The sequence below is a fragment of the Rhizobium sp. AB2/73 genome (assembly GCF_020871915.1).
Lineage (GTDB): Bacteria > Pseudomonadota > Alphaproteobacteria > Rhizobiales > Rhizobiaceae > Rhizobium > Rhizobium dioscoreae.
In genome coordinates this window covers 191,163-212,692 of the sequence record NZ_CP067074.1, presented here as the reverse complement: position 1 = coordinate 212,692, position 21,530 = coordinate 191,163, and the positions used below count along the sequence as shown (strand labels likewise).

16 protein-coding genes, 3 pseudogenes and 1 other annotated feature are annotated in these 21,530 nt (G+C 55.4%); of the genes and pseudogenes, 10 read left to right on the top strand and 9 right to left on the bottom strand.

Annotation, left to right across the window (positions count from 1 at the left end; all coding sequences use genetic code 11):
• Positions 1–109 precede the first annotated feature (109 nt).
• The 4 genes from I8E17_RS32010 to I8E17_RS31995 form a co-directional block, all read right to left on the bottom strand.
• Positions 110–1,204 carry a substrate-binding domain-containing protein gene (locus tag I8E17_RS32010; protein ID WP_209160259.1) on the bottom strand — a complete coding sequence of 365 codons (1,095 nt, stop codon included), beginning with the start codon at positions 1,202–1,204 and terminating at the stop codon, positions 110–112.
• A gap of 131 nt (positions 1,205–1,335) precedes the next feature.
• The gene (locus I8E17_RS32005; RefSeq protein WP_229002315.1) at positions 1,336–2,844 is read right to left on the bottom strand and encodes an aldehyde dehydrogenase family protein; all 1,509 of its coding nucleotides are present in this window, start codon (positions 2,842–2,844) and stop codon (positions 1,336–1,338) included.
• Positions 2,845–2,896: 52 nt separating this feature from the next.
• Entirely contained in the window at positions 2,897–3,988 is a 1,092-nt protein-coding gene (locus I8E17_RS32000; RefSeq protein ID WP_209160257.1) for a substrate-binding domain-containing protein, read from the bottom strand.
• Positions 3,988–5,613 (bottom strand): choline dehydrogenase, encoded by a 1,626-nt coding sequence (locus I8E17_RS31995; RefSeq protein ID WP_209160255.1) that lies wholly within the window; start codon positions 5,611–5,613, stop codon positions 3,988–3,990. Before I8E17_RS31995 ends, I8E17_RS32000 begins: the two co-directional genes overlap by 1 nt.
• Positions 5,614–6,133: 520 nt before the next feature.
• On the opposite strand from I8E17_RS31995, the gene I8E17_RS31990 reads away from it, so the two are divergent.
• Entirely contained in the window at positions 6,134–6,937 is an 804-nt protein-coding gene (locus tag I8E17_RS31990; RefSeq protein WP_209160253.1) for a helix-turn-helix domain-containing protein, read from the top strand.
• 20 nt (positions 6,938–6,957) lie between these two features.
• Positions 6,958–7,776 carry an IclR family transcriptional regulator gene (locus I8E17_RS31985; RefSeq protein ID WP_209160251.1) on the top strand — a complete coding sequence of 273 codons (819 nt, stop codon included), beginning with the start codon at positions 6,958–6,960 and terminating at the stop codon, positions 7,774–7,776.
• A 151-nt stretch (positions 7,777–7,927) separates the two neighbouring features.
• Here I8E17_RS31985 and I8E17_RS31980 read toward each other — a convergent pair.
• Positions 7,928–10,311 (bottom strand): annotated as a pseudogene (locus tag I8E17_RS31980) (penicillin-binding protein 1A).
• A gap of 219 nt (positions 10,312–10,530) precedes the next feature.
• On the opposite strand from I8E17_RS31980, the gene I8E17_RS31975 reads away from it, so the two are divergent.
• Entirely contained in the window at positions 10,531–12,291 is a 1,761-nt protein-coding gene (locus tag I8E17_RS31975; protein ID WP_209160250.1) for a penicillin-binding protein 2, read from the top strand.
• Here I8E17_RS31975 and I8E17_RS31970 read toward each other — a convergent pair.
• Positions 12,285–12,902 carry a TetR-like C-terminal domain-containing protein gene (locus I8E17_RS31970; RefSeq protein ID WP_209160248.1) on the bottom strand — a complete coding sequence of 206 codons (618 nt, stop codon included), beginning with the start codon at positions 12,900–12,902 and terminating at the stop codon, positions 12,285–12,287. The genes I8E17_RS31975 and I8E17_RS31970 overlap by 7 nt on opposite strands.
• 415 nt (positions 12,903–13,317) lie before the next feature.
• On the opposite strand from I8E17_RS31970, the gene I8E17_RS35335 reads away from it, so the two are divergent.
• The 3 genes from I8E17_RS35335 to I8E17_RS31960 all read left to right on the top strand — a co-directional run bounded on the left by I8E17_RS35335 (position 13,318) and on the right by I8E17_RS31960 (position 16,065).
• Positions 13,318–13,599: a gluconate 2-dehydrogenase subunit 3 family protein gene (locus I8E17_RS35335; RefSeq protein WP_209160246.1), complete on the top strand. Its 282-nt coding sequence runs from the start codon at positions 13,318–13,320 to the stop codon at positions 13,597–13,599.
• A gap of 178 nt (positions 13,600–13,777) precedes the next feature.
• The gene (locus tag I8E17_RS31965) at positions 13,778–14,734 is read left to right on the top strand and encodes a glyoxylate/hydroxypyruvate reductase A (protein ID WP_209160244.1); all 957 of its coding nucleotides are present in this window, start codon (positions 13,778–13,780) and stop codon (positions 14,732–14,734) included.
• A gap of 99 nt (positions 14,735–14,833) precedes the next feature.
• Positions 14,834–16,065 (top strand): IS3 family transposase gene (locus tag I8E17_RS31960; RefSeq protein ID WP_229002307.1). Its coding sequence is split into 2 segments (ribosomal slippage): positions 14,834–15,128 and positions 15,128–16,065, totalling 1,233 coding nucleotides; the frame shifts between segments, so codons are not numbered across the junction.
• Positions 15,118–15,234: a sequence feature (AL1L pseudoknot), on the top strand. Its footprint overlaps the gene before it by 117 nt.
• A gap of 95 nt (positions 16,066–16,160) precedes the next feature.
• On the opposite strand, the gene I8E17_RS31955 is transcribed toward I8E17_RS31960, so the two are convergent.
• Both I8E17_RS31955 and I8E17_RS31950 read right to left on the bottom strand, forming a co-directional pair.
• Complete coding sequence (locus I8E17_RS31955) at positions 16,161–16,571, bottom strand: TetR/AcrR family transcriptional regulator (protein ID WP_209160242.1); 411 nt, start codon at positions 16,569–16,571, stop codon at positions 16,161–16,163.
• 9 nt (positions 16,572–16,580) lie between these two features.
• A complete protein-coding gene (locus I8E17_RS31950; RefSeq protein WP_229002314.1) occupies positions 16,581–16,685 on the bottom strand; it encodes a TetR family transcriptional regulator in 105 nt (34 codons plus the stop codon).
• A 10-nt stretch (positions 16,686–16,695) separates the two neighbouring features.
• Between I8E17_RS31950 and I8E17_RS31945 the strand changes: the two genes are divergently transcribed.
• The 3 genes and pseudogenes from I8E17_RS31945 to I8E17_RS31935 all read left to right on the top strand — a co-directional run.
• Positions 16,696–17,373: a hypothetical protein gene (locus tag I8E17_RS31945; protein ID WP_209160240.1), complete on the top strand. Its 678-nt coding sequence runs from the start codon at positions 16,696–16,698 to the stop codon at positions 17,371–17,373.
• Positions 17,255–17,853 (top strand): annotated as a pseudogene (locus tag I8E17_RS31940) (reverse transcriptase/maturase family protein); the annotation flags it as partial. The gene I8E17_RS31945 and the pseudogene I8E17_RS31940, both read left to right, overlap by 119 nt.
• A gap of 61 nt (positions 17,854–17,914) precedes the next feature.
• Positions 17,915–18,442: pseudogene (locus tag I8E17_RS31935) on the top strand (DDE-type integrase/transposase/recombinase); the annotation flags it as partial.
• Positions 18,443–18,544: 102 nt separating this feature from the next.
• Here I8E17_RS31935 and I8E17_RS31930 read toward each other — a convergent pair.
• The gene (locus I8E17_RS31930; RefSeq protein ID WP_209160235.1) at positions 18,545–19,453 is read right to left on the bottom strand and encodes a LysR family transcriptional regulator; all 909 of its coding nucleotides are present in this window, start codon (positions 19,451–19,453) and stop codon (positions 18,545–18,547) included.
• Positions 19,454–19,621: 168 nt separating this feature from the next.
• On the opposite strand from I8E17_RS31930, the gene I8E17_RS31925 reads away from it, so the two are divergent.
• A complete protein-coding gene (locus tag I8E17_RS31925) occupies positions 19,622–20,968 on the top strand; it encodes a VCBS repeat-containing protein (protein ID WP_209160234.1) in 1,347 nt (448 codons plus the stop codon).
• Positions 20,969–21,530: the final 562 nt, after the last annotated feature.

The window sequence follows — 21,530 nt, the reverse complement described above, 5'->3', positions numbered from 1 at the left end:
TTCGGTTCCCAATCTCAGCGACAGGGCTAGAACGAGCCGTAAGCCGATCGGCGACCTGAAGGGGAAAGACCGCCCAGATACTTCGGGCGGCGTTCCGTGCTTGGGAGCATCACTGCTTAAACAGCGCCTGAAGCTTGTCTTGCGGAAGCGACGAGGCGAGATCCGCGTCCGGCGGGAAGTTCTTGTTGCAAGCTGGGTCCTTGCCCTGTTCGCTATCGGCGAATGGAAACGCGACCAGCGCCCGAGGCTCCGTGTTCTCGATTCCGTTAAGCTTTGCTAGCGCCGCACGTAGGGCAAACCGGGTGTCCGCCGTAGTCCCACTGAGAGCAAGTTGCTTCCACGCCTTTCCGGTCGCCTTCGCCTCCATATAGAGGCAAGAATATTCATTATTGGTTGCGATGAAGGCCATCGCAGGCACGGTAAGACCGGCAGCCTGATAAGCCTTTACAGCTGCGAGACTCGTGACGCCATAATCTGACGCAATAGCGTCGATTTTAGGATATTTGGCGATAAGACCGGAGACCGCCTTTTGCGCGTCGGCAGGGCTCCAATTCGTGACGATGAACTTGTCGTCAAGCAGTTTGATTTTCGGGTACTTCTTCAGGCCTTCCTTGTAACCATTCAAGAAGGTTACCGACGAAGCAGAGCCTGCGAGGCCGCCCAGGAAAATCGTGTTCCCCTCTCCTACGGATTTCCCTACCCACTCAGCAAAAATCTTCCCGGCAGAATAAGCGTCCTCATAGGGATTGACCGAATAGTCGACGCCGAGCTTGCCTTTCAGATCGTTGAAGTATGGCGCCATAGTTACGCCAGCCTGCGTCGCCGCACGATAGGCGGGCAGCGCGGCATCTCCGAAGTCCGTAAACGTCACAATGATATCGTAACCCTGTGCGGTGTAGCCGTTGATCGCAGAGTTGTAGGCCTGCGCATCACCGGCAGCGTCAGTGTACTGAACATCCGTGATGTTCGGGCATTTAGCAGCTTCGTCTTTCAGCTCTGCAAGTGCCGTCCTACGCCATGAGTTTCCGCCATAACCGTCAACGAGAGCGACGCGGAGCTGCTTCGTTCCGCAGAGCTTTGTGATGTCTGCATGCTTGTTGACGTAGACAAAATCCTCGGCGAAAGCTGCGTCGGTCGCTAAAGCTGCCAACGCCGTGCCAGCAGTTGCCGCCAGGATTGCCTGCTTCAAACCAGAAATTTTCATGATCACTCCTCCCAGGGCCGAAGTCCAAGTGCGCCACGCGGCCATGACATGGGCACACGAAACCACTCCGCAAAACTGCGGAGTGGAAAGTCTCGATCGCATAGAAAGCGGGTCCTCTCCCACCCTCGCAGTTAGCCCAGGAAGGCCGCTACCGACTTCACTTCGGTGTAGAGCTCCAGGGCAGGCTTGCCCATTTCTCGGCCCCAGCCAGACTCCTTGTAACCACCCCAAGGCATGTTGGCGTCACTCTGATTGTGGGTGTTGATCCATACGATACCTGCCTTGATCTTCGCTGCGAGCTTGTGAGCACGTGCAAGATCCTTGGTCCAGATGCTTGCCCCAAGACCATAGTTCGTGTTGTTGGCTTCGCGAGCGAGAGCGTCGATGTTGTCGGAGGTAATCTTCATGGCGCTGATAACAGGGCCGAAGATTTCCTCCCTATAAACAGTCATTTCGGGGGTGATGTTGGTGAGTACGGTCGGCTTAACGAAGTAGCCCTCACCTCCAAGCGGACCGCCCGTAACGACGTTTGCGCCCTCATCGATGCCTTTCTGAAGAAGCCCGGTGACTCGTCCGAACTGCTTTTGCGAGATGATAGGTCCTAAATTCGTCGATGTATCAAGTCCATGGCCCAGCTTGAGGCCATCGGCGTACCGAGCAACGCCTTCGACGACACGATCAAACACATCTTCATGGATGTATAGGCGTGATCCGGCCGTGCATGCTTGCCCGCTGTTAAGGAAGACCGCCTCGGCGACGCCAGGTATTGCCGCATCGATATCAGCGTCCGGGAAGACAAAAACAGGGCTCTTGCCGCCGAGCTCAAGGCTGACTCGCTTGAGATTGCCTGCAGCCGCACGAACAATCGCCTTGCCTGTTGCCGTACTGCCCGTGAAGCCGATCTTGTCGATGTCGTGGTGATCGACCATTGCCGCACCTATTGCACCGTCACCGGTGATGATGTTAACGACGCCTTCCGGAACACCAGCCTCAACGCAGATTTCTGCCAGACGCAGCGCAGAAAGCGGCGTATCTTCAGCGGGCTTGACTATGACGGTGCATCCCGCTGCAAGGGCGGGCGAAAGCTTCCATGCTGCCATCAAGAACGGCACGTTCCAGGGCAGGATCTGGCCTACAACGCCGACCGGTTCGCGAAGGGTGTACGCATGCCAGTCACCTGCCATGTTAACGCTCAGAGTCTCGCCGCCCAACTTGTCGGCCCAACCGGCGAAGTAGCGGAAGTGATCTGCTGCCAACGCAATGTAGAAATTTTTGACGACGCCGAACGGTGAGCCCTCATCGAGAACATCAAGTTCCGCAAGCTCCTGCGAATGCTTGTCGATCAATTCACCGACGCGGTAGAGAATTTTCGCGCGTTCCTTCGGCTTCATGGTCCGCCAGGGGCCGTTTTCAAATGCTTCGCGCGCCGACTTCACTGCGGCGTTGACGTCTTCTTTGCCAGCATCCGCGACATTTGCAATCACCTTGCCAGTGGCAGGGTCGACCACGTCACGGCGACGGCCTTCTTTCGGGTCGTGAAACTTTCCACCGTAAAACAGCTGATGACGACGCTTCAGGAACGATTTTGTCTCTTCGCTGACACTTGCGAGCGGGTCCGAAATCTTGAACATCGAGTTCATGGCATAGCCTTTCTGTTATCTTGTCGTCTGCCGAGGCATGAGGACGACTAATCTACTGCTTGAATAGTGCTTCCAGTTTTTCTAGCGGAAGCAAGGAAGACATATCGGCGTCCGGAGGTGCAGTTTCGCTGCACTTGGGCTTTACGCCTGATGTACTGTCGGCAAATACGTAGGGTACGACTCCCAAGGGTTCCTTGGCCTCGATCTTGTTGTGGTATGCAAGAGCGTGACGGAGAGCGAACCGGATGTCGCCGTTGGAGCCGTCAAGCGCGAGATAAGGCCAAGCCTTGCCATCCTTAAGCGCACTGAGGTACTTGCAGTTCATCTCGTTGTTGGTCGCGATTGCGGCTATGGCAGGAACCTTCACTTCAGCCTGCGCAAAGGCCTTGATCGTGGCTAGGGCGGTTACGCCGAAATCGGACGCGATGGCGTCAATCTGCGGGTACTTGGCAATGAGGCCTGCTGCCGCTTTCTGAGCGTCAGCGGGATTCCAATTTGTAGTGACGAAATTTTCATCGAGAAGCTTCAGGTCAGGAAAGGCTTTTAGCCCTTCCTTGTAGCCCTTTAGAAAGTCGGCCGACGAAGACGCGCCAGCAGGTCCGCCAAGCATCAAAACGTTGCCCTTGCCGTTAAGCGCCTTGCCTATCCATTCCGCAAAGGACTTACCAATCGCGACTGAATCCTGATAAGGATTGACCGCGAAATCCACTCCGGGCTTGCCCTTTAGAACCCCGAAGAATGGCACCATCGTTACTCCAGCCTGGAACGCAGAGCGATAAGCCGGGGTAGCGGCGTCACCGAAGTCGGTGAATGCAAAGATGATGTCAAAACCCTGCGCTGCGTAGGAATTTATAGCAGAGTTATACGCTTGCGCGTCACCACCAGCGTCCATGTATTGGATATCAGTGATATTCGAGCACTTGCTCGCTTCATCTTTAAGTTCTGCTAGCGTGATCTTTCGCCACGTATCACCACCATACCCATCAATCAAGGCAAGCCGAATCGGGTTCGTTCCACAAATCGGTGTAATGTCGGCGCCTTGGTCGACACGGGCGGACTGAGCGAAGCTACCAGACGCAGCCAGCAAACTCACGGCACACGCCGTATAAAGAAGTCTGAGCTTTTGTGACGAATTGATATTCATCAGTGCGCATTCTCCATTTGGCGGTTTGAAACGGAGCTCGATGCAGCAGCAATGATCATGTCAGCGGCCTTCTCGCCGATCATGATCGTCGGAGCATTCGTGTTCCCGCTCGTAAGCGTTGGCATCACTGAGGCATCGACGACACGGAGACCGTCAATTCCGTGTACCCGAAGCTTGTCGTCCACGACAGCCATGGGGTCCGAGCCCATTTTGCAGGTTCCGACCGGGTGATAGACACTTTCGCTACGGGTTTTGATGTACTCGTTGAGGCCCTCGTCGTCGGTTACTTCGGCGCCCGGCGCATATTCGGTTCCTCTGATATCGTCGAAAGCCTTTTGAGCCACGATTTCACGAGACATTCGAAGCGCATCGCGCATCACCCGCAGATCGTCGGGAACTGAGAAGAAATTTGGATCGAGAGCCGGAAGCTCGCGTGGATTGCCAGATTTTGCGAGAACCGTTCCACGGCTCTGAGGCCTCGAGAGGTTGAAGTACGGCATGAAGCCTTCTTCCCAGATGATCTCCCGCCCGTGGTCATTGTACATGCACATGTTTAGATGCCACTGTACATCGGGTGCGATCACTTCAGGGCGCGTCTTCAGGAAGGACATAACCTCAACACCGTGAGCAGCTGCGGCTCCAGCGCCGGTAAGGAAATATTGAGCGACGCCGAGGACTTGGCGATGAAACTTGAGATATTTGAGGACGGAGAGCGGCTTTGTAATGCGCACCTTAAGTCCGCAACCTATGTGATCCTGTAGGTTCTGACCAACACCGGGGAGCGAATGCTCAACCTTGACGCCGATTTTTTTTAGGTGCTCCGGATCGCCGATGCCCGAAATCTGGAGCAGATGCGGCGAATTAAATGCGCCCCCTGACACGATCACTTCCTTTTCCGCATAGATCGTTTTGATGTCGCGACCCTGGAGATACTCGACGCCTGTTGCGCGGCCATTCTTTAAAATAATCTTCGATGCCAAGGCCTTCGTGATAACCGTCAGGTTTTTGCGATCCTTGATCGGCGTGATGTAGCACCTGGAAACGCTTGAACGGATACCATCAGCCAGCGTGCCGTCGCAGGGCCCGAAACCCTCCTGATTTCCGGAATTTAAGTCGTCATTGTATTTGTAGCCAGCCTGTTTGCCAGCTTCAAGCCATGCCTGTGAGATCGGGCTGGAGACAGCGGCACGCGATGTCTTGAGCGGGCCATCAAAGCCATGAATGGTGGGGTCTCCACCGCCACGCCAGCCTTCCGCTTTTTTGAAGTACGGCAGTACACTGTCATAGTCCCAACCGCGATTGCCTTGCTGGGCCCAACCATCGTAGTCGGTATGGTCTCCGCGTGTATAAATCATGCCGTTGACGGTTGTGCATCCGCCAACGCTCTTTGCACGAGGAACCAGCATGACGCGGTTGTTCACGTGCTTCTGCGGGACGGTGTAATAGCCCCAGTCAAGCTGGAGCGTCTGCATCAAGCGAAAATACCCTGCGGGCATGTGAATGAAGGGGCTCTTGTCCCAGTCCCCGGCTTCCAGCAGCGTCACCTTAACGGACGGGTCAGCAGAAAGGCGATTCGCCAGTACGGCGCCGGCAGAGCCAGCGCCAACAATAATGTAATCGGTCAATTTTCTATCCTCCCACAGGCAGCCCCGATGCGGCGGTCGAAAGCCACAAAATCGGTTGGCACCTCCCAATGCTCAAGCGGGATTATTCACCCTTGCTGAATTTTGTCAATATCAAAATTATTTGCTATGGGCGAACATCGCGTCAATATTTTCGGAAGTGCATCTGAACAATGTTCTCCAGCGACCAACATTAAAGAGGAAGGGCGACAGCAGAAACTAATCCAACGATGCGCTTTCGCTTGAACATGCCTTGTGAACCACTTCGAGCCGTACGCTTCCAGCCGTACATGGACAGGCACCGGATTGCCTCGTCTCTCAAGGTGTAGTCTCGGCAAAAGCACGCTTGAAGAGCCTTGGAGAAATTGCCATTCCCCTGCAAAAAACGCGAGGCCGTATGAACACCGGCATTTAACATTGCCAAAGCGCACTGTTCATATGTAATGTGGAAAAGGAGTGGCACGCTGCAAGCGCCTGAATTATTTGAGCGGCAGCTGTAAGAACTGCGACTTTGGGGGACAGTATGGCACGAGACGCACGCGGAATTCAATCCATCGAAGTCGGTGGGCGGATCCTGAGTGCCTTAATGCACGCAAGCGGACCCATGATGTTACGGGACTTGGCTTCTGCCGCCAACCTCGCGCCCGCGCAATGTCATGGATACCTGACAAGCTTCAAGAACATTGGCCTAGTTGAGCAAGACAGTCGATCAGGCTTTTACCAGCTTGGGCACTTCGCCTTGCGTCTTGGAATTGGGCGCATTCGGGGAGTTGAGCTGCTGAACTCAGCATCTCAAGCGATTTACGCTCTGTCAGAGGAGCTCGGCTTCATGGCACTGATGGTCGTGTGGGGCCCACATGGCCCGACTATTGTCCAAGTCAGTGAAGGTACGTCACCGTTGACGTTGAACATTCGGCAAGGAACGCTTTTCTCGGTAACGGGAACGGCGAGCGGTATAGTATTCGGTGCCTACGGCAATCATGAGGGAATGGAGCGGATTATCCATTCTGAAATTAACGGACAATCGCGCAGTCACTCATTCGGAAAAATTCCTCCTCGAAGGACATACGATTCAGCAGTGAAAAAGGCGCGGGATCTTGGCTACGCCGAGACAGTGGGAGCCCCCATACCAGGTATCAGTGCAGTCTCGGCACCAGTCTTCAACAGACAATCCAAGTTGGAGCTAGTTATTACGCTCATTGGGCGAACCGAAGATATGCCGGTCGACGAGCAGTCGGTGGCGGTGCAAAAGCTGCTTTCTGTCACCTCTACACTTTCTGAAAATTCGACAACGGGTCACAATGACACTGTCGCGGTGATTGGTTGATGGTTGACTGGAGATCCAACATGAACGTTCGGGTAAATGCTTCTGATAAGAGTGAGGCAAGGGGTATCCAATCAATCGAAGTCGGCGCGAAGCTCTTGAACGTGCTCGTCGATGAAGAGGAGCCAATGATGCTGAAAGACTTGGCTCGACTGGCCGGGATTGCTCCCGCCCAAGCTCACGCCTACTTGGTCAGCTACCGCAAGCTTGGTCTCATTGAACAGGAAGAATCAGCAGGCCGATATCGCCTCGGTCCATTCGCTCTCGAATTAGGGATTACGCGTATGCGGACCGTCGATCCAATGAGGATGGCACGCGAGGCGGTCACCGATCTTTCCGCCAAAACCGGGTTGAACGTAGCGCTCGTCGTTTGGGGCTCCTTTGGGCCGACGGTTATTCAGGTTCAGGAAAGCGGTAGCCAACTGAATATGAATACGCGTGTTGGAACGGTCTATTCTCTGACGGGGACCGCAAGCGGAAGAGCATTCGCGGCGTTCATGCCCGAAGGCATGATCCGGGAAGCCATCCGTGCTGAGCGGAAAGATGAGTCAGGTTCAGGTCGCGTCGGCAAGCCTAAGTTCCTGTCCCGATCAGAGATGGAAGGAATTCGCGCCGGCGGCTATGCAACAATCGACGAGCCACCGGTACCTGGCATCAATGCGTTGTCTGCGCCGGTTTTCGATCATATAGGCCAAATGCAATGCGCGATCACGGCAATCGGTTTGGACACGGTGATGAGCAACGCGCCCGATAGTGAATATATACCAATCCTTCTTGAAACCACACGGCAGTTGTCTTTTCAACTTGGCTACTCGGGTTCAAAATCGATTCGCAAATCATAACGCCAGAACGGTAAGAGCTTGGCTCACCGTCATCGGCGCCTCAGGAGCGCAACGATGACGGTGCATAACCATTAGCCTTGCCTATAGCGCGGGTAGTCGATGTATCCCCGACTCAACGGGGGCACGTCAGTTCGATTGCGTTCAAGTTCATCTAGAATAGTCCAACCGCTCTTGCGTCAAGGGCACGCTGTGTCTGTGGGCTTGTTTCTGAGGTCGTGCCCGGCGGATCCCCAAGCGTCGTGAAAGACATGGCTGGCCCACTGCCAGGCTTAAATGCTTCAATGATGGTGTCGGAATCTTCCTGCCGCGCTATCATGCCGGTGTGCCGTCCGATCCGATATTCAGTATACCCTCCGGCATGTGAAACCCTGAAATTGGTGTGTCTTTCAATGCGGCATTCATGAACGAATTGAACACGGGAGCAGCCAATCCGCTTCCACTACCTGCTCGCCCAAGACTTCTCGGATCGTCATAGCCTATGTAAATCCCGGTCACGAGCTCAGGAGTGAAGCCTACAAACCAGGCATCTCGGTTGTCATTCGTGGTCCCCGTCTTACCTGCCGCAGGGCGGCCCAGATTAACCCGGCGCGATGCCGTTCCCCGTTCGATAACACCTTCCATCATGCTGATCGTCTGGTATGCGGTCATAGGGTCGAGAATCCGCTCCCTTGTGTCGATCAAGTGTGGTTCGTCCTGTTCACTCCATTTGCTGACATTGCAATCGACGCATTTGCGCTGGTCCTGACGATAGACGGTCCGCCCCGTCCGATCCTGGGTGCGGTCGATGAGACTTGGAGTAACCTGCAGGCCGCCGTTCGCAATTACGGAGTAGGCTGAGACCATCTTCATCAGTGTCGTTTCCCCGGAACCGAGCGATATGGAAAGGACGGGCGAACGATGTTCGTAAATCCCGAGACGCTCCGCATATTCCATGACCGTGTCCATTCCCACGGCAGATGCGAGCTTCGCTGCCATGACGTTGCGGGAGTGTTCTATTCCAAAGCGAAGAGTGACTGGACCTTCATAATGGCCGCCATCGTTCTTTGGAGACCACACCTGGCTGCCTAATTGGAACTCAACAGGTTCATCGCGGATGACCGTTGAGGGCGAAAACCCGTTGTCCAGAGCGACGGCATAGACGATCGGCTTAAAGACTGACCCAGGCTGCCGAAGAGCCTGGGTTGCGCGATTGAACTGCGATTGGCCGTACGAGAACCCGCCAACCATAGCGACGACGCGTCCCGTATCCGGACGCATCGCGACCAGCGCGCCCTGCACCTGCGGCAACTGGCGGAGACGATAGTCGGTCGATGATTCCTTCTCGACCAGTACGATGTCGCCCGACTTGAGAAGGTCCTTAGGCCCTTTTCGGCCCAGGGCCCATTTCATCCCCGACAGGCCGATGTGTGCGGAACTTTCCGCCCCATCGATCAGCACCAGATCCACGCCGTCCGGTCCGACTGCCGTAACCTCCGCAGCTATCCACCCCGGAACGCCAAAGGCACCCCTGTATTTTTCGAGGGCTTCCGGACGGCTCGCCTCAGCGTCGATATGATCGAGCGGGCCGCGATAACCGCGCTGTTCGTCAAATGAAAGCAGTGCGGATCTCAAGGAATGCTGCGCAAGTCGTTGCATGCCCGGATCGAGCGACGTCCGAACAGAATAGCCGCCTTCGTATAGACCCTTTTCGCCGAGTTCGCCGATCATGGTCTTCCTGACGTCATCAATGAAGTAACCGGCTTCCTCGAACCTCGTGGGTGGCGGCTGGCGTGAGACGCCCAACGGTTTTTGCTTTTCAGTCTGTGCGATTTCGTTCGATATGTAACCGTTCTCGACCATACGGTCGATCACCCAGTTCCGGCGTTCGACCGCCGCGTCCGCGAACTGGTACGGGTTGTAGTTGGCGGGCCCCTTGGGAAGTGCTGCAAGATAGGCCGCCTCTGCCACAGACAGATCAGCGACGGACTTGCCGAAGTAAGTTAGTGCCGCTTGGGCGATGCCATAAGATCGCTGACCAAAGAAGATCTGGTTCAGATAGAGTTCCAGGATGCGGTCCTTGGGAAACGCTTGCTCCATCCGAAGGGAAAGCAGTGCCTCCTTCACCTTTCTCGTCATCGTTTGGTCGGGGGTGAGGAGGAGGTTCTTGGCAACTTGCTGGGTAATCGTCGATGCGCCGACCATTCTCCTGTCACTGCCCATGTTGGTGAGGTTGACGAGAACGGCTCTTGCGAGACCGCTGAAATCAAGGCCCGCGTGGTGATAGAAGTTCTTGTCCTCGGCCGAGATGAATGCCGCCTTCACACGATCCGGAACGGATTGGATTGGCAGGAATATGCGCGGCTCCGAAGCAAACTCGGCTAAGACTTCGCCATTTGACGCGTAGATCCTGGACTTAACCGGAGGCGAATAGTCGGCAAGGTTCGTGTAGTCCGGTAGCTCTCGCTGAGCATTGGCAATGAAGATCCCAACAGCGATCGCGCATACGAGCACGAACACGCTGGCCAGGGAGAATAGGTATCCAATCAATTTCAGCAAAATTGCCTCCTGCGTCAGGTTTAGGACCGGAAGTGGAGAGCCTTGGCTTCCGAGAGGCGGTCGATATACGTTCGCGCTTGCTATTGCAATTAGAATCGCATTAAGGGATTGGCAACATGCTAACGCTACTGGAGATGCATTAACATTTTTCCGGCACTCGAGGCTTCGTCGACGATCGACGGCCTGAATGCAAATTCATGACGATTCCACGGATCACCGATGACCTATATTTCCAGAATTGTGGCGTCTCGAAGCCAGTCAAACTTCGAGCTTTCCAAGCCTGGGACCGCTCGTATTTCGATCGGTGCGGCAAAGTCGCGCACCCGCGTAACGCGGTCTCGAATCCTGGTCCTCAGTATGTGCTTTCTGGCTCTCTACGGAATCATCGGTGTAAGGCTGATGCAGTACGGATTGGCCTCACCCATCGTCACCGGTTCGCATGGAAACGTGGCAGTCCCTGCATCCCGACCTGAAATCACTGACCGAAATGGTGAGATGCTCGCCACTGATCTCGACATGGTGTCGCTTTACGCCGAACCAAGACGTATCGTGGATGCGGATGAGGCCATCGAGAAACTCGCATCTGTGGTCCCGCAGCTAGACTGGCAGGATACATACCGGAGGCTCAGGTCGCAGTCTGCGTTTCAATGGCTCCGCCGACAGCTCACCCCGCGACAACAGGCCGACATTCTTGCACTGGGAATTCCGGGCATCGGGTTCCGGCCTGAAAAGCGGCGCTTCTATCCGGGTGGCTCGACCGCGGCCCATATCCTTGGTCATGTTAACGTTGACAACCGCGGCCTCGCGGGGATGGAGCGTTATCTCGACCAGCAGGGCCTGATGGACCTGCGAGCCAGTGGCATCACTGGAGGCGCTGCTCTTGAGCCGGTCCGCCTTTCGATCGATCTACGCGTTCAAAGCATCGTCCATGAAGTCATCACCAAGGCGATGATCGACTATCAGGCGCAAGCCGCCGGCGCGGTGGTGCTGGATGCCGATACCGGAGAGGTTCTCGCTATGGCCTCGGTTCCGGACTATGATCCAAATCAGCCGTCGAAAACCCTTGCCGATGGATCGGTCGACAAGGAGTATGAGAAAGGCTGGTTCAACCGCATGAGCAATGCGACGTTCGAGATGGGCTCAACCTTCAAGAGCTTTACCCTTGCCATGGGCCTTGATGAGGGTAAGATTACTCTGAATTCCGTGATCGATGCATCTAAACCTCTTCGGATGGCCGGCTTCACGATCAAGGACGACCACGGCCAGTATCGCCCCCTCACCGTTCCCGAAATCTTCCAGTATTCGTCCAACATCGGCACGGCCGGCATTGCCTCGATGGTCGACATATCAGATCATCAGGCTTTTCTGACGCGCCTTGGTCTGCTGTCGAAAATGAACACAGAGCTTCCGGAGGTCGCCACACCCACACAGCCACGTGTGTGGAGGAAGATCAATCAGGCGACAATCTCATTTGGTCATGGCGTGGCGACGACGCCGTTGCAGACCGCCGTGGCTGGCGCGGCCTTGGTTAACGGTGGCAAGCTGATTGAACCAACGTTCCTTCCGAGAACCCGTGATCAAGCAAACGCGATTGCGCAGCAGGTCGTCAAATCGACGACGAGTTCCGACATGCGCTACCTGTTCCACTGGAACGGAGTGAAGGGTTCCGGTCGAAATGCTCGTGTCCCCGGTTACAACGTGGGCGGCAAGACTGGCACTGCCGATAAGGTCATTAACGGCCGATATGCCGCGCATTTAAATTTTAACGCTTTCCTGGCGGCGTTCCCTATCGACAAGCCGCGCTATGTCGTTCTGACGATCATCGACGCGCCGCTTACTGGAGAGAAGGGTGGCAGGCTTGCGGCATACACAGCGGCACCCATGGCCAAGGCGATCATTGGTCGTTCCGCGCCGCTTCTTGGTGTCCAGCCCAGGTTTGGGGAAGACGATGGAAGAGAGAGCCTTCTTGCGAACTATTGAGGATCATTCTCGTAGATAACGTATTCCTTGATCGACGGTTGGCTCTCGAACGGACGTGTCGTTCCCGGTGAAGAGAGCGCGTTCTCGATCAGCTCAATTTGATAGACCTTTGTGATCGATTGCCCGGTAAAGAAAATCCGGTAGATGATCGGGGCGAATATCATATCCATCAGGCGGTCGGCCACGAGCATGGCTTCCCCTTCCCTAGCCCAACGATCGATAAGGCACACAAGGTTTTGGTAGACGTAGCCGGCTGCTGTCTGTGCCATTGGGACGTTGCTAATCCTTTCGCGGAACAGTGCGTGCCCGGGGCCCGACGAAATGTCGTCGACCAGTTGCTCGAGCCAGATTTCGAGATCTCCGCGTAAGCTTCCCGTGTTCACTGGTATGCTATCGGGGATAAAGTGCTCGTTGGCGACATCTTCAAGGAGTTTCGGGAGGGTTTCCCACCGCCGATAGATTGTGGATGGCGGGACTTCGGCTCGATCAGCGATCATAGCGACCGTGATCTCTCGGCCATGATGCTCTTCGAGTAACGCCCTGACTGCGGCGTGGACCGCAATCTGGATCCGTTCGCTTCGTCCTCCGGGTCTTATGAGTTCTCGCGCCAACAGTCACCTCCACACTCAGCGTTTAGAAAGCGACTAACACGGCAGACAAGTTTCCGAAACCCACGCAAGGCGGGGACTTGTTTGCCGAGCCATTTTGAACGCGGGCATTGAGTTTCACCTTAAAGGCTCCGGATAATTGGCAAGTCAGCGAAAGCACTTCCCCCGAGGCCCAGGGTGTTCGCGACAAGTGTCATGCACCATAACGAAGATGAACCGGCAAACAACGTCTCGCACCGACCCTAAGTCGTAGTCCGTCAAGCCCATTATCGGAGCCTTCGCGTCCGTATAATTCAGTAACCCTCTTTTAATGCAATTCAAATTGCATTAATATACCGCAAGTCGCGAGACGAATTATTGCGGCATCACAAGCACTCATACAGCGCGGATACGACCGCGCTCCCATAAGGAACATCCTATGCGAGACGTCCCGGGGCTGCCCTCACGCAGAATTTTTCTGAAGGCATCTGCGGCAAGCGCAGGTATCACATCAGTCCCGGCTAGAGCAGAGCAAAAACCAGAACCGATTGCACTCGCCGAATACAAGCCAGTGTGTCTTACACCGGTTGAGTGGGCCTTCGTCCTGGCAGCCGTTGCCAGACTAATTCCATCGGAAAGCGCAGGCCCTGGCGCGATCGAAGCCCGCGTCCCTGTCTTTATCGAAACGCAGCTTGCCGGTGACTACGAGTACGAGGTCTGATCGTTCATGGTCATTTGCGATGTCGTGATAGATGGCGGGGGATGGGGCGACGTGGGCCTTGCTACCGACCCTGGATAGTGAACTGATGCGCCTTCGGTCCCAGAGGCTCCTTTTCCCTGGAGCTTTTGGCCCGACGTGTACTGCGGGAACCCTTAAACTAGAGCCGAGATACCAAGCCATGACGATAGCCAACGTAGTCAACTCACACAAAGTCCTGATGCTGTTGACGTCTGACTTTGTAACTGCTCGCTACGAAGCGTTGCGCGCGCGGGCGCCAGAACTGAAGATCATAACTGAAATAGGAAGTAAATCTGATCCTGATGTCACTGCGCTCTTCGCTTTTAAATTATCGGCCGGTGTAGCACCGCTTCTGCCGAACCTGCGGCTTGCTGCGTCGGTGGGTGCTGGTGCTGACGGGATACTGTCGGCACCAGACCTGCCGTTACATGTAAAAGTAACCCGTGCAGTTGAGCCGGGTCTTGGGTTCAGCATGGCCCAATTTGTTTGTATGCAAATCTTGAGACATTTCCGGTCACTTCCGACAATAGAAGAACAACAAGCGGCGGGCGAATGGAAGCGGCTGCAGATTCCCGACGCACCACAGACAACAGTGGGCATTATGGGGCTGGGCTCCATTGGTTCGGTCGTTGCCAACGCTGTCGCTGCACTGGGTTTCAACGTGATCGGTTGGGCCCGCTCTAATAAGCGCACGACGAACATTCCTGTCTTCGTCGGTGCTGAGGGCATGGATGCATTTCTGAGACAGTCCAATTATTTGGTTTGTCTCCTGCCGGCTACACCGCAAACCTGCGGACTTCTCGACCGGATAAGCCTGTCAAAGCTGCCCAGGGGAAGCTATTTGATCAACGTAGCGCGCGGGGGAATTCTGGTCGAACAGGATCTCCTTGCCCTTGTTGATGAGGGCCATTTGAGCGGCGCAGCTTTAGATGTCTTCGCAACTGAGCCACTGCCACCAGCCAGCGCATTCTGGGGGCACAAAAAGGTGCTTGTAACGCCCCATATCGCAGCTCAACCCTCGGTATCTCCAGTAGTCGACCAGTTTCTCGACAACCTTCAACGATTGGTCAACGCCGAACCATTGATAAATGAGGTTGACCGCAGCCTTGGATATTGACGTCACGAGACACTTCTTCTTGAATTGAGTTTACGACATCGCAAAGGGATGAACCGCGCCGGGTTTGCCGGAGACCTCAACTCGTGAGAAGTAGGGTCTATGACAAGCAAGACGACAAACAAATTCTCCCCTGAAGTCCGCGCCCGCGCCGTTCGAATGGTGGCGGAACATGAATCCGAGCATCCGTCCCGTTGGGCGGCGGTTTCCTCGATAGCGGCCAAGATCGGCTGCTCGGCGCATACGCTCAATGAATGGGTGAAGAAGGCGGAAGTCGATACTGGCAAGCGGGCCGGGTTGCCGAGTGATGTGGCCGAGAAGATGAAGGCTCTGGAACGCGAGAACCGCGAGCTTCGTCAGGCCAACGAGATTTTGCGCAAGGCCAGCGCTTATTTCGCCCAGGCGGAGCTCGACCGCCCACTGAAGCGATGATTTCCTTCATCGACGAACATCGTTCGGTGCTCGGGGTCGAGCCGATCTGCAAGCTGCTGCCGATTGCCCCGTCCACCTATTATGACGCCATCGCCAAGCGCGCGGACGTGGATCGATTGTCGGTCCGCGCCCGTCGCGACATGGCGATGAAGATCGAAATACGTCGCGTGTTCAATGAGAACTTCCAGGTCTACGGTGTGCGGAAAGTGTGGCGGCAACTACAGCGGGAGGGATTCGATATTGCCCGCTGCACCGTCGCACGGCTCATGAGAACGATGGGTCTTCAGGGCATCATTCGAGGCAAGCCGGTCAAAACCACCGTGTCGGACAAGGCTGCGCCATGCCCGCTCGATCGCGTCAATCGCCAGTTCAAGGCTCCTGCGCCAAACATGCTCTGGCTCTCTGATTTCACCTATGTCGCGACCTGGCAGGGCTTCGTCTACGTGGCCTTCGTCATCGATGCCTTCGCCCGCCGCATCGTCGGTTGGCGGGCAAGCCGGACCGCACATGCGGGCTTCGTGCTCGACGCTCTCGACCAGGCACTTCATGATCGGCGGCCCGTCCATCGCGGCGGGCTCATCCACCACTCCGACAGGGGCGTGCAATACGTGTCGATCAAGTATTCCGAGCGGCTGGCGGAGGCAGGCATCGAGCCGTCGGTCGGCAGCGTTGGCGATTCCTATGACAACGCTCTCGCCGAAACGATCAACGGCCTTTACAAGGCCGAGGTCATCTATCGTCGGGGACCATGGCGCAACTTCGAAGCGGTGGAGTTCGCCACGCTCGAATGGGTCGATTGGTTCAACCACCGCCGTCTTCTGGAGTCCATCGGAAATATGCCTCCAGCCGAGGCCGAGGAACGCTACTACGTCATGCTGGACGAACCAGCCATGGCCGCATAACTTAAACCAACCGGTCTCCGCTAAACCCGGCGCGGTTCAGGACATCAGTTTGCAACTAACCCCTTGCACTCGAATACGCGCTCCATCTTATGGCTTCAAATGGCTGGCGGCCACACGAGCATCGCTGGGTCAGCTATATTGGGGAGATTACTCTCGGTGGCACCGACCTGCGGCAGGTTCATGATAGCCTGAAGCACACCGGAATAATGCCACACCATTGCTTCAACGTCTGTCGCCGCGCTCAGTTTTCCCTCTGAAAACGCAGATGTGATTATGGTTCTAAACAGCGCGCGTTGTGCCCCAGCCCCCTTCAATGCCATCGCCCTGCCACCCGGAGGCAACTTCGTAATTTCGACGCAGGCCTTGACGAGCACGCAGCCGCTGGGTTTCTCTAGGTTCGGATCGCTCGTCACGTAGTCAAGAAGTAGCGCCTGAATCTGTTCTCTTCTTGTTTTGGCTTGAACGGCACTCATACGACGCAAAACGCGTTCGTTGTAGTGTGCCAAGACCTCCCGTTAGAGCCCTTCCTCGTCACAAAATCGGTTGTAGAGACTGGATCGGGACAGGCCCATTGCTGCCGTCAGTTCATCAATCGACGCTGCCGCATAACCGCGGCGCAAAATACGTGCATTGCGCCCGCTATTACAGCCGCATCATCAAACCGTTGTTTTCCGCTCATTTTTTAACCGTCTTGACAACTTCGGGCGTGATCGCGACGAAGCACCCGCGCCGGTCGATCCGGACATTCCTCATCGAGACCGGAAAGTGCCAAAATCCGCCTGGAGCGCTTTTCTGGCGCATCCACGCGACATAACGGAGATGTCGACCGGCGAGGCAGCGAACTTCGTTGGCCGTTCGGTGATGACGCCCCGCCTTTGGTCGCTTGCACGGTTTCTGATCAGCAAGATGGCCGAAATCCCAGCTCTCGGGTGGGCGACAGGGCTACGCGAGGTTCATCCCTATCTCGTACGTGGACTTGAACAACACCTGCGGTATCAATTGAAAGACGACGGCCGCAAGCTTCCCCACTACTGGCGCTATCTTCTCGCACGCTGGGCAGAGTCTGAGCGCGACCCCGATCAGATATTTTTATACATACAAAATCGCGTCAAACAGGAGGGACGGTCTGCAAGCATTATCAGGGAAGCAGTCGCACGGTCGCAACCGGTGATCTCCATCAACCGCACCTATGGTCTCGCGCCTCCAATGGCGGCGAAGCATACTTCGGCTGATTGCCAATCGGGAATGGCTTGCCGAGGCCGCCCGGATGGTTCTTGCGTCAAGTGGCGCACGAACGCCGGGTATTGACGGAATGGACAAGCAAAGACTGCAGGTCAAACTGGATCAGCATCTGGACGACCTGCGGACAAGCCTGCTGGAGGAGAGCTATGAAGGTGATCTGGCCAGCTACTTCGACACGGTCCATCACCGGCTGCTTCTGAGATGTGTGCGGCGACGGGTGCAGGACCGACGGTTCGTCGATCTTCTCTATCGGTTCTTGAAAGCAGGCCACATCGACCGTGGCCTGTTTACAGCCTCAAGCGAGGGTGTCCCGCAAGGTGGCGTTCTGTCACCGCTCCTGTCCAACATCATGCTCTACGAGTTTGATATGTTGCTGGAGGCGAAATACCTGAACAAGTAGGCACGCAAAGACCGATGGGCATGGAACTTCGGCATAAAGCAGGGTCGCCCCATCAGGGTTCGCGAGAACCGGCAATGGAACCGGCTGTTGCCTATTGCCGATACGCTGACGACTTTGTCGTGATCGTAAAAGGAACCAGAGCTCGTATGCGCTGAAAGGTGCACGTACGGTTCGGGGAGGAGAAGCGCTTCTGCGCTTCTTACTCCACTGAAGGTCATCGGCTGGGGATGGTTCTACCTGTCGACCATTCTCGATGATTATTCCCGCTACATCATCGCGTGGAAGCTGTGCACCAGCATGAAGGTGGATGATGTCACCGATACGCTCGACCTGGCGCTGGCCGCCTCAGGCTGCGACAAGGTCAAGGTCGAACATAGGCCGCGCCTGCTTTCGGACAACGGCCCCTGTTACGTCGCTTCCGATCTCGGTGAAAGGCTGGAGAAATACAAGATCGATCAGGTGCACGGCGCTCCCGGCCATACGCAAACTCAGGGTAAGATCGAACGTTGGCACCATACGCTGAAGAACCGCATCCTCTTGGAAAACTACTTCTTCCAGCAGGACCTCGAAACCCAGATCGCGGCCTTCGTCGAGCATTACAATCATCGACGATACCACGAGAGCCTCGACAATCTCACCCCGGTCGACGTCTACTTCTGGCGAGGCCAGGCCATGCTGCTCGAACGCGAAAGGATTAAACGAGACACCATAAAACAGCGCCGCTTGAACCACTAGGCCAATCGACCCGCAAGCCGAGCCGGAAACTCCAGCTTCCAAAGCCTAAAAAGTCTCAAATAATTCGACGACGGACAAAGCATGGATAGATATACGGTCGGTTTAGCCGCCAACCTTGCTGCCACGATAACGGATCACGTCAATCAAGGCATTTAGCGCTGGCTGCTTTTGTCGTTTGCCGGGATAATAGAGGTGGTAACCCGGCATTTCCGGGGTCCAATCAGGCATCATGGTTGCAAGCTGGCCGGAATCAAGATAGGTCTGTACCTGCGACTGTAGCATGTAGGCGATGCCAAATCCTGCCACTGCGGCGTCGATAATCATCTCAGGCTTGTCAAAAGAAAGCGCACCGGACACTCTTACGTTCTGGTTCCTCCCCTCTTTTTGGAACGTCCACTTCGTAACGCCATCCAGCGATGGCATACGGCGATTGATGCATTGATGGTAAGGCAAATCTTTAGGCGTAGATGGTGTGCCGTGTTTTGAAAGATAGGCAGAGGACGCGACGACGACCGCCTTTTCCGGCGGACCGATCGGAACCGCAATCATGTTATTGTCGAGATTATTGCCGAGCCGTATCCCGGCATCGTAACGCGCAGCCACGATATCCACCAAGCGGTTATCGACGCTGACCTCTATCGAAATCTGGGGATGGTCGGACACGAGTTTCTTTAACGCGGGCCAGAGGATGGTTTCAGCAGCATGATCCGCTGAATTTATACGCAGCATGCCAGCGATTTCCGCGTCGTTGCCTTTGATAGCATTGAGCTTGTCTTCTATATCGAGAAGCGCCGGGCCAAGTGTTTCTAGTAACTTAAGCCCGGCCTGCGTGACTGCGACACTCCGTGTGTTTCTTGACAAGAGCGACATGCCCAGTCGCTCCTCCAGCCGGCGGATTCGATGGCTGAGCGCGGATTGCGAGGTACCAAGACGACCAGCGGCTCGTGTGAAACTCTTGGCTTCAGCGACGGCGACGAAGGCAGCAAGACTTCCCAGTTCATCCCGGATCACATCAGTTCCTTCTCGGTCTTATGATTTAATGGCGCTTCGATATATTCATTCATGACATATCGTCATAAGGCCATTCATATCAAGAAAGTTGCGAATTTGAGTTGCCGTTACGAAATCTGTTGGGCGCCTGCATTAGCGCGCTACGATTTGATTTGGAGGAAGGATATCATGACGAAACGCCCGAACGCCGGAATCGCCCTTGCTCTAAGTGCGACGTTGATGGCAAGTTATCCAGTTTACGCACAGACCGTGTCCAATACGGTCCTTGATGGCGACTATGTTTTGATCCCGGAGCAGCCATCCTCGGCCTATGTCGATGCGACCGGCACACGCGTTCCTGTCATGGCTAATCTTCACGCCACGGATTCGACCTTTGTCGACGTCGATAAGGATGACGATCTGGACGTCATCGTATCCGTGGAATATGGCGCGAACCGTCTATATGAGAACGACGGCAAAGGTCGCCTCACCTACAAGCCTGGTGTCTTTGGCACGGGTATTCACGATAGCGAACATGTTCGCGCTGCGGACTTCGACGGCGATGGCAATATGGATGTAGTGTTTGTCGCCGAGTCTGACGAAGTTCATCAGCTTTTTCTAGGCGATGGAAAAGGCGGCTTTACTGACGCAAGTGACCGACTTCCCGCTGGAAGCCAGGGCAACGGCCTCGCCATTGGCGACGTCAACGGCGACGGTTTGCCTGATATCGTCGTGGGAAGCACCGGCGAAATCGGGCACGGTCCCAACATGAAATTGCGGCCTGCGCGCAATCTTCTGTTCCTGAACGACAAGGATCGTCCGGGTCACTTTATCGATGCTACGGAAACGCATCTTCCTAAAGCGGATGACCAGACCGAAGGCGTCGTACTGGCAGACATGGATGGCGATGGCGATCACGATATGATCATTGCAAGCCCGGCCCACCCGAACCGGCTGCTCATCAATGATGGTTCAGGCAAGTTTACAGACGGTTCCGACCGCCTCGAACTGTCTGTGCCAATGGAAACACGCGACGTTAAAGTCATGGATGTGAACAAGGACGGGCATAGCGATATCGTCTTTTTCAACATCACCAGCAACAATATGGGCTGGGATAAGGATCCGCAAACCAGACTGCTGATCAATGACGGCAATGGCCGGTTCAAAGATGAGACCGAAGCACGATTGCCCAAGCACAAATTCTCCAGCTGGGCCGGAACCGTTCTCGACTGGAACGGCGACGGCGCGCCGGATATTCTTGTTGGCGCAATTCAGGTGCCGGGCTTCGTCCCGCTTCAGCCGCGCGCCTGGCAAAATGACGGAAACGGCAACTTTACCGATGTCACGGCGGATGTCGTTCCGGGGATTACTGTCGGTCGAAGCTGGAGCGCAGGCAAGGGCGATCTTGATGGTGACGGCAAGGATGATGTGTTCATCGGTGCCTGGGGTACTCAGGCGAGACTACTGTTGACGGATATCAAAGGCTATCAGAGCCAGTTGCCGAAGTTACAGGAAATAGAACCAGCCAAACGCTAATTGAGACAGGGGCAGGAGAGATATTATCCTCCTGCCCCTTCAAATCAGCGGCATTCCCGCTACATACTGCTAAAACGAGCAATCAATTCCGCCGCATTCCCTATGCCTGCTGCTTTCATAAGTCTGGCTCAATGGCTTCCGACAGTTCTGACTGAAAGAGACAGTTCCTGAGCGATCATCGCATTGGCTTTGCCTCAAGCCACCAAGGTGACAATTTGTCTTTGACGGTCCGTCAATTGCAGCCTGTCTCCCAAAACAGAACGCGCAATGGGCTGAAAGCAATGGAGCGCCTCGGCAAAAGGGTCTGCGAGATTTCGACTTCGCCCGTAAACCTGTCAACAAAACGAACGCCCGCTTTCGCTCGTCATCATTCGCTCGTCATAATAAACCCGACCTTGAGGCAAATGTGCGCTCCACATTCGACCCGTTCGAATAAAGTCGTCGTGCTTTGGATAAAGGGTAAGCGGCAAGCTGACCCCATCTGGCGTCAGTAGCGCGGGCTCAGCTATTGCGTAATGACTATCCACCAGCTGTGAGCTTCTATGTCTGCGCCTATCTCTGG